Raw genomic sequence first — 6,549 nt, 5'->3', positions numbered from 1 at the left:
CGCCCGGGACCCCGGCTACTGGTGGGGGGACCCCCCCCCGTCACACACCCCCCCCCCCCCCCCGAAACCCCACCCGGCGCCGGCCACGGGAGGGGCCCCCCCCGGCCGTCGGCCGGGCGGGGCCCGCGTCATCAGAGCAGAGGCTAGACCAGGTCGACCAGGTCCGCGATCGACTGGACGACCCGGGTCGGCCGGTACGGGAACCGCTCCACGTCGGCGGCGGCGGTGAGGCCGGTGAGCACCAGGATGGTCTCCATGCCGGCCTCCATGCCCGCCACGATGTCGGTGTCCATCCGGTCGCCGATCATCACGGCGGTCTCCGAGTGGGCTCCGGCGCTGTTCAGCGCCTCGCGCATCATCAGCGGGTTGGGCTTGCCGACGAAGTAGGGCTCGACGCCCGTCGCCTTGGTGATCAGCGCCGCGACCGAGCCGGTGGCCGGCAGCACGCCCTCGGTGGACGGGCCGGTCTCGTCGGGGTTGGTGCAGATGAAGCGGGCACCCTGGTTGATCAGGCGGATCGCCTTGGTGAGCGCCTCGAAGCTGTAGGTGCGGGTCTCGCCGAGGACGACGTAGTCCGGGTTGTTGTCGGTCAGCACGTAGCCCGCCTGGTACAGCGCGGTGGTCAGGCCGGCCTCGCCGATCACGTAGGCGGTGCCGCCGGGGCGCTGGCCCTTGAGGAACTTCGCGGTGGCCAGGGCGGAGGTCCAGATGCACTCCTCCGGCACCTCCAGGCCCATGCCGGCCAGACGCGCGCTGAGGTCGCGCGGGGTGTAGATCGAGTTGTTGGTGAGCACCAGGAAGGGCTTGCCGGACTCCCGCAGCCGGCGCAGGAACTCCTCCGCGCCGGGGATCGGCGTGCCCTCGTGGATGAGGACCCCGTCCATGTCGGTCAGCCAGGACTCGATGGGCTTGCGCTCTGCCACGTGCGTGTCTCCCGAAGTTGCAACGTCTTGCGATGGTCGTACCAAATCTGCGGCGCACCGCCGTCACCGTTGCGCCTCCCACCGGCCGGACCCACCTCGGGACACCGGACCGCCGGGGGTACTGCTGGCTGCCCCAACGGGGCACAGCCTAATCCGCACACCAGCCCGACGGCAGTACGTCCCGCCCACCGGAACGCCCAGGTCCGGACGACCGCGCCGGAGCCCGCACCGGGACCCGCACCGGGCCCCGCGCCGGGCCCCGGGCCGGGACCGGCTCCGGACGGGCTCCGGGACCGGCCTGCGGCTCTCCCGCCTCAACGGCTCCTTAAGCCGCCCCTAACCTCTCTGAGCACCCCTCAGCAGGCCCCCGCCGCCCGGCTAGCGTGAACGGCACCACCCTCACCCCGCTCCCGCGAAGGAGTCCCCCCACCATGCCCGTGCGCCACCGCCTCCCCGCCGCCGTCCTCACCCTCGCCGCCGCCGGCCTCACCGTCGGGGTCGGTGGCGGACCCGCCGCCGCGCACGGCTCGATGCAGAATCCGCTCAGCCGGGTCGAGGGCTGCTACCTGGAGGGCGCCGAGCACCCGAAGTCGGCGGCCTGCCAGGCCGCCGTGGCCGCCGGGGGCACGGCCGCCCTGTACGACTGGATGAGCCTGCGGATCGGGGACGCCGCCGGGCGCCACCGCGAGCTGATCCCGGACGGCCGGCTGTGCAGCGCGGGCTCGGACCTGTACAAGGGCCTCGACCTGCCGCGCGCCGACTGGCCGGCCACCAACCTCACGGCCGGGTCGGACTTCACCTTCCGCTACCGCGCCACCGCGCCGCACCGGGGCACCTTCCAGCTCTTCGTCACCAACGCCGGCTACTCCCCGACCAAGCCGCTGACCTGGGCGAACCTGGAGCCCCAGCCGTTCCTCACGGTCACCGACCCGCAGCTGACGGACGGCTCCTACGTGCTGCCCGGCAAGATCCCGGCGGGGAAGACCGGACGCCAGCTGATCTACGCGATCTGGCAGCGCTCGGACAGCCCGGAGGCGTTCTACTCCTGTTCGGACGTGGTCTTCGACGGCAGCGGCACCGCACCGACGACGACACCCGCGACGACACCCGCGACGACACCCGCGACGCCGCCCGCGCCCGCTCCGGGCGGCACCGCCCCGGCTCCGTCGTCCGGCCACCCCGCCGGGCACGACCACACCACCGCTGCGGCCACGCCGACCGCCGCCCCGACGGCCGCGGCCACCACCCCCGCCGCCTCCGCCACCACGCCGCCGCCCACGGCCGGCCCCGCGGCGGTGGCCGGCCCCGGTCCCACCACGCAGGCTCCTGCGCAGGCCGCCGCGCAGGCCGCCGCGCCCGCCCCGGTGCCGGCCACCGATCACGAGCGGCTCGCCCAGACCGGCTCCGACCGCTCCCTCGGCGTCCTGGCCTCGATCGGCTCGGCCTTCCTCCTGGCCGGCGCCGTCGTCGCCGTCATCCACCGTCAGCGCCGCCGCACCCCGGGTGCCCACGCCCGCTGACCGGCCCGCCGGCCCCGACCACCCCGGACCGACCCGCCCCCGGACCGCCGGGACGCCCGCCGCCCCACCGGCGGGCGTCCCGGTCGAACCACCCCGGCCGCCTCACCGTCCGTCACATCGAAGGCGCCGAAACCGTGGCCAATCGGACACCTCGTGCTGGCGCACCGTGATTGAGTAAGGCGCATGAGCCCCTCCTCACGCCCTTCCCGCGACCACGACGGCCCCTTCCGTGTCGGCCTGATCGGCTACGGTCTGGCCGGAGCCGCCTTCCACGCCCCGGTGATCGCCAGCACCCCCGGGCTCCGGCTGGACGCGGTGGTCACCGCCAACCCCGACCGCCGCGCCCAGCTGCGCACGGACCACCCCGGCGCCCGTGCCGTGGACACCCCGGAGCAGCTGCTGGCCGACCGGGACGCGCTCGACCTGATCGTGATCGCCTCGCCCAACCGCACTCACGTCCCGCTCGCCCGGGCCGCGCTGCGCGCCGGCCTGGCCACCGTGGTCGACAAGCCGCTGGCCGCCACCGCCGCCGATGCACGGGAGCTCTGCACGCTGGCGCGGTCGCAGGGCGTCCTGCTCTCCGTCTTCCAGAACCGGCGCTGGGACGGCGACTTCCTCACCGCCGCCCGGCTGGTCCGCGAGGGCGCGCTGGGCCGGGTGCACCGCTTCGAGTCCAGGTTCGAGCGGTTCCGCCCCAAGCCCAAGGCGGGCTGGCGCGAGCTGGCCGACCCGGCCGAGGGCGGCGGCACGCTGTACGACCTGGGCAGCCACCTGGTCGACCAGGCGCTCACCCTGTTCGGCCCGGTCGAGACGGTCTACGCCGAGATCGACACCCGCCGGGACGGCGCGGTGGTCGACGACGACGCCTTCCTCGCCCTCACCCACGCCTGCGGCACCCGCTCCCACCTGTGGACCAGCGCCATCACCCCGCTCGTCGGGCCCCGGCTGCGGGTGCTCGGCGACACCGCCGGATACGTGAAGTTCGGCATGGACCCGCAGGAGGAGGACCTCCGCGCCGGTCAGCGCCCGGACGGCACCGGCCGCGCCGGGGCGCCGTGGGGCGCCGACCAGCCCTCCCGGTACGGCACCGTCGGCACCGACGAGGACGCGACCACCGTTGCGACCGACCTGGGCGACTACCCCGCCTTCTACGCGGGCGTCGCCGCCGCCCTGGCCGACCCGGGCACTCCGCCGCCGGTCGACCCGCTCGACGCCGTGGCCACCCTGACCGTCCTGGAGGCCGCCCGCACCTCGGCCGCCACCGGCACGACCGTCCGGCTCGGCTGACCCCTTCCGGGGGCGCGTCCGGTCGAAGCCGGTCGGACCCGGTCGGCCCCGGCTGGAGTCGGCCGGACTGAGTCGGATCCGGTCAGATCCCGATGACCTCGACGGCCGCGCCGAGGCCCCGGAAGTCCGCCACGTTGCGCGTGTACAGCGGCAGCCCGTGCGCGGAGGCGACGGCCGCGATCATCAGGTCGATCCGGCGCGGACGCGGCTGGCGCCCGGCGGCGATGGTCAGCGTGACCAGCGTCCCGTACCGGGCGGCGGCGGCCGCGTCGAAGGGCAGCGGGTCGAAGTCGGCCATCGCCGCGCCCAGCACCTCCAGCCGCGACGCCCGGCTGACCGCGTCCCGGGCCATCGAGACGCCCTGCTGGAGCTCGGCGAAGGTGATCGCGGTCAGCTCCGGCACGGCCGGCAGCTCGGCCGGGTTGAGCAGCGCCAGGTCGATGTAGACGCAGGTGTCCAGCACCCCGGCCGGGCGGCGCCGGGGCGCCCTGCGCCGCTCAGCCACGCCGCCGCTCGAAGGGGTCGTCGCCGTCGTCCCCCACCAGCTCCTCGGGGCCGAAGTACTCCTCGGCCTCCTTGCGCATCTGCTGGTAGTCCACCCGCGGCAGCTTCACGTGCCGCGCCACCAGTTCCTCGGCCGTGAGCCGCCGCCGCTCCGCGACCGGCCGCAGCTCCGCGACCTCGACCCCGTTCCTGGTGATGTGGAAGGTCTCGCCCGCCTCCACCGCGTCCATCACCGCGGCGGAGTTGTTCCGGAACTCCCGCTGGGTAATCGTCTTCATCCTTCCAAAGTAGCCCCGGGTAGCACCACTGGCTACGGTGCGCGGGAGCACCGGGGGCCGCCCGCCGTGAGCACGCGCTCCCCCGGGAGCGCCGGGCGTCGTACCATCGTCGACAACGCCCGGACTCGTACCGCCGAGCACGGCGCGTCCGTCGGCACACCAGTCGGTTCATCAGCCGGTACGCCCGGCACTCGGTGCCCGGCACTCGGCACTCGGCAGGAGAGGAGCTCACCGTGGGATTCGTCGCGATGCTGCTCGGCCTGCTCCGGGTGCTGACCGGGGAGGCGCTCACCGACGGTGGGACGCTGACCTCGGTGGCCGCCGCCGCGGCCGTGGTGCTGCTGGCCGGCGCCGTCGCGGGCACGCTGGCCGCGGCCCGGTTGCTGGGCGCGCGGGCGCCGGCCGCCGTCCGGGACGGGACGCTGCGGCGTCGGGCGCTCCGGACGGCCTTCCTCCCGCAGCGCGATCCCGACGCCCGGGGCAGGCGACGCCCCAGGGCCCCGGGCGCGGCCCCGGCGGCCGCGTAACCACCCCTTTCTCCACCGCCGTCCACGCGGCCGCCCTCCGCCGATCACTCATGTCCTGAGACGCTGAGACCCCGGAGGGCTCGCTCCACCATGTCCGTTTTCGCAGTGCTCGACCCGGCCGTCGGCCTGGCCCACGACGTCGTCGCCTCCCTCGCCCAGCTGGTGCCCACCGCGCTGGCGATCGTCCTGTTCACCGTCTGCGTCCGGCTCGCCCTGCACCCGCTGGCGCGGGCGGCCGCGCGCGGCGAGAAGTCGCGGGCCCGGCTCGCACCGAAGGTCGCCGAGCTGAACCGCAAGCACAAGGGCAAGCCGGAGAAGCTCCAGGCCGCGCTCGCCGAGCTGTACCGGGAGGAGAAGGCCTCGCCGTTCGCCGGGTGCCTGCCGATGCTGATCCAGATCCCGTTCTTCTCGGTGATGTACCGGCTGTTCACCACCCCGAACGACCTGCTCGGCCACACCCTCTTCGGCGTCCCGCTCGGCCTGCACGCGGGCGGCGCGCAGAGCGCCGCGCAGTGGGTGGTGTTCGGCGCGCTGTACGCGGGGCTGGCCGCCGTGGGGTACGTCAACTTCCGCCGGGCCCGCCGTGCGCAGGCGGCCGCCCCGAAGCAGCCGGCGCAGCCGGGCCAGCCCGGGCAGGCCGGACTGATGGCGGTCATGCCGTACCTGTCGTTCGGCACCGTGCTGTTCGCGGCGCTGGTGCCGCTGGCCGCCGCGCTCTACCTGTTGACCACGTCCGCCTGGTCGGCCGCCGAACGCGGCTGGCTGCACCGGGGCGGGACCGCTCCGGTGCCGGCGGTGGCGCTGATCTGACCGGCGCGCCGTACGGTCCGGCGGCGGGTGGGCGGCCACCCGCCGCCGGGCGGGTCAGGCGCGCAGCAGGTTGCCGATCACCGCGCGGGCGATCGTCGCCGGGTCCTCCCCGGCGCGGTCGGGCAGGCTCCCGCTGTTCCACAGCTGGGCGAAGCCGTGGACGATCGACCAGGCCGCCAGTTTGAGCTCGCGGTCCCGCGCGTGCTGGGGGGCGGACGCCGCGAGCGCGGCGGCGAGGGCCTCGTCGGCGCGGGCCCGGGCGGCGGACAGGTGCGGGTCGTCCGGGTGGTAGAGGCCGGGCTCGAACATGACCGTGAAGTGGGCGCGGTGCCCGACGGCGAACCGGACGTAGGCGATCCCCGCCCCGGCCAGGTCCGGCCCGGCAGCGCGTACCGCGTCGGCGAGGAGTTCGTACCCCTGGGCGGCGAGTGCGGTGAGCAGTCCCGCCTTGTCGCCGAAGTGGTGGGCGGGGGCGGCGTGGGAGACGCCGGCCCGCCGGGCCAGTTCGCGCAGGCTCAGCGCGGCGGGCCCGTTCTGTTCGATGGCCGCGGCGGCGGCGGCGAGCAGGGCATTCCTCAGGTCACCGTGGTGATAGGGCTGGGCAGACATGCCCCGATCATAACTTTCCATTGACAAGATGGCGCGGCCGCACCTAACTTGATGGTGTCAAGATGCCCTGCGCGCAGGGCACCACCCGCAC

Annotated in this window: 8 protein-coding genes; 4 read left to right on the top strand and 4 right to left on the bottom strand. The window is 75.2% G+C overall.

Annotated elements, in window-relative coordinates; genetic code table 11:
- Positions 1 to 143: 143 nt before the first annotated feature.
- Positions 144 to 923: an HAD-IIA family hydrolase gene (locus tag ACFWA9_RS26445; RefSeq protein WP_329487794.1), complete on the bottom strand. Its 780-nt coding sequence runs from the start codon at positions 921 to 923 to the stop codon at positions 144 to 146.
- Positions 924 to 1,354: 431 nt separating this feature from the next.
- On the opposite strand from ACFWA9_RS26445, the gene ACFWA9_RS26440 reads away from it, so the two are divergent.
- Both ACFWA9_RS26440 and ACFWA9_RS26435 read left to right on the top strand, forming a co-directional pair.
- Positions 1,355 to 2,443 (top strand): lytic polysaccharide monooxygenase, encoded by a 1,089-nt coding sequence (locus tag ACFWA9_RS26440; protein ID WP_380390202.1) that lies wholly within the window; start codon positions 1,355 to 1,357, stop codon positions 2,441 to 2,443.
- 183 nt (positions 2,444 to 2,626) lie between these two features.
- Positions 2,627 to 3,730, top strand: coding sequence for a Gfo/Idh/MocA family oxidoreductase (locus ACFWA9_RS26435; RefSeq protein WP_380390200.1), 1,104 nt, complete (start codon positions 2,627 to 2,629; stop codon positions 3,728 to 3,730).
- Between the two features lie 82 nt (positions 3,731 to 3,812).
- Here the strand turns inward: ACFWA9_RS26435 and ACFWA9_RS26430 are convergent, their stop codons facing one another.
- On the bottom strand, positions 3,813 to 4,235 hold the full coding sequence (locus tag ACFWA9_RS26430) for a type II toxin-antitoxin system VapC family toxin (protein ID WP_329487797.1): 423 nt from the start codon (positions 4,233 to 4,235) through the stop codon (positions 3,813 to 3,815).
- Positions 4,228 to 4,512, bottom strand: coding sequence for a type II toxin-antitoxin system Phd/YefM family antitoxin (locus tag ACFWA9_RS26425; protein WP_329487798.1), 285 nt, complete (start codon positions 4,510 to 4,512; stop codon positions 4,228 to 4,230). Before ACFWA9_RS26425 ends, ACFWA9_RS26430 begins: the two co-directional genes overlap by 8 nt.
- A gap of 233 nt (positions 4,513 to 4,745) precedes the next feature.
- On the opposite strand from ACFWA9_RS26425, the gene ACFWA9_RS26420 reads away from it, so the two are divergent.
- Positions 4,746 to 5,039, top strand: a complete 294-nt coding sequence (locus tag ACFWA9_RS26420; RefSeq protein ID WP_329487799.1) for a DUF6412 domain-containing protein — start codon at positions 4,746 to 4,748, stop codon at positions 5,037 to 5,039.
- A 90-nt stretch (positions 5,040 to 5,129) separates the two neighbouring features.
- Entirely contained in the window at positions 5,130 to 5,849 is a 720-nt protein-coding gene (locus ACFWA9_RS26415) for a YidC/Oxa1 family membrane protein insertase (protein WP_380390197.1), read from the top strand.
- A gap of 54 nt (positions 5,850 to 5,903) precedes the next feature.
- Here ACFWA9_RS26415 and ACFWA9_RS26410 read toward each other — a convergent pair whose 3' ends face one another.
- Positions 5,904 to 6,458, bottom strand: a complete 555-nt coding sequence (locus ACFWA9_RS26410; RefSeq protein ID WP_352293142.1) for a TetR/AcrR family transcriptional regulator — start codon at positions 6,456 to 6,458, stop codon at positions 5,904 to 5,906.
- Positions 6,459 to 6,549: the final 91 nt, after the last annotated feature.

Origin of the sequence: Kitasatospora sp. NPDC059973, from assembly GCF_042737525.1 — a bacterium.
Classification (GTDB): domain Bacteria; phylum Actinomycetota; class Actinomycetes; order Streptomycetales; family Streptomycetaceae; genus Kitasatospora.
This window is presented reverse-complemented; position numbering and strand designations above follow the sequence as displayed.